This window comes from Neobacillus bataviensis LMG 21833 (assembly GCF_000307875.1).
GTDB lineage: Bacteria > Bacillota > Bacilli > Bacillales > Cytobacillaceae > Neobacillus > Neobacillus bataviensis.
In genome coordinates this window covers 1-793 of the sequence record NZ_AJLS01000170.1, presented here as the reverse complement: position 1 = coordinate 793, position 793 = coordinate 1, and the positions used below count along the sequence as shown (strand labels likewise).

1 rRNA gene is annotated in these 793 nt (G+C 49.6%); it reads left to right on the top strand.

What is annotated here, in order from left to right:
• Positions 1-793, top strand: a 23S ribosomal RNA gene (locus BABA_RS24430); the annotation flags it as partial.

The window sequence follows — 793 nt, the reverse complement described above, 5'->3', positions numbered from 1 at the left end:
AAAGAGTGCGTAATAGCTCACTAGTCGAGTGACCCTGCGCCGAAAATGTACCGGGGCTAAACATATTACCGAAGCTTTGGATTGATATTTTATCAATGGTAGGAGAGCGTTCTTAACCGCGATGAAGGTATACCGTGAGGAGTGCTGGAGCGTTAAGAAGTGAGAATGCCGGTATGAGTAGCGCAAGATAAGTGAGAATCTTATCCACCGTAAGACTAAGGTTTCCAGGGGAAGGCTCGTCCGCCCTGGGTTAGTCGGGACCTAAGGCGAGGCCGAAAGGCGTAGTCGATGGACAACTGGTTGATATTCCAGTACTAGATATGATCGTGATGGAGGGACGCAGTAGGCTAAGAGATGCCAGTTAATGGATTCTGGTCTAAGCAGTGAGGTGTGAGATGTGTCAAATGCATTTCTCTCTAACATTGAGCTGTGATGGGGAAGCAACTACGGTTGCGAACTCTCTGATGTCACACTGCCAAGAAAAGCTTCTAGCGTAAAGTCATATCTACCCGTACCGCAAACCGACACAGGTAGTCGAGGCGAGTAGCCTCAGGTGATCGAGAGAACTCTCGTTAAGGAACTCGGCAAAATAGCCCCGTAACTTCGGGAGAAGGGGTGCTGGTGTAAAAGCCAGCCGCAGTGAATAGGCCCAAGCAACTGTTTATCAAAAACACAGCTCTCTGCTAAACCGCAAGGTGATGTATAGGGGGTGACGCCTGCCCGGTGCTGGAAGGTTAAGAGGAGTGCTTAGACGTAAGTCGAAGGTATGAATTGAAGCCCCAGTAAACGGCGG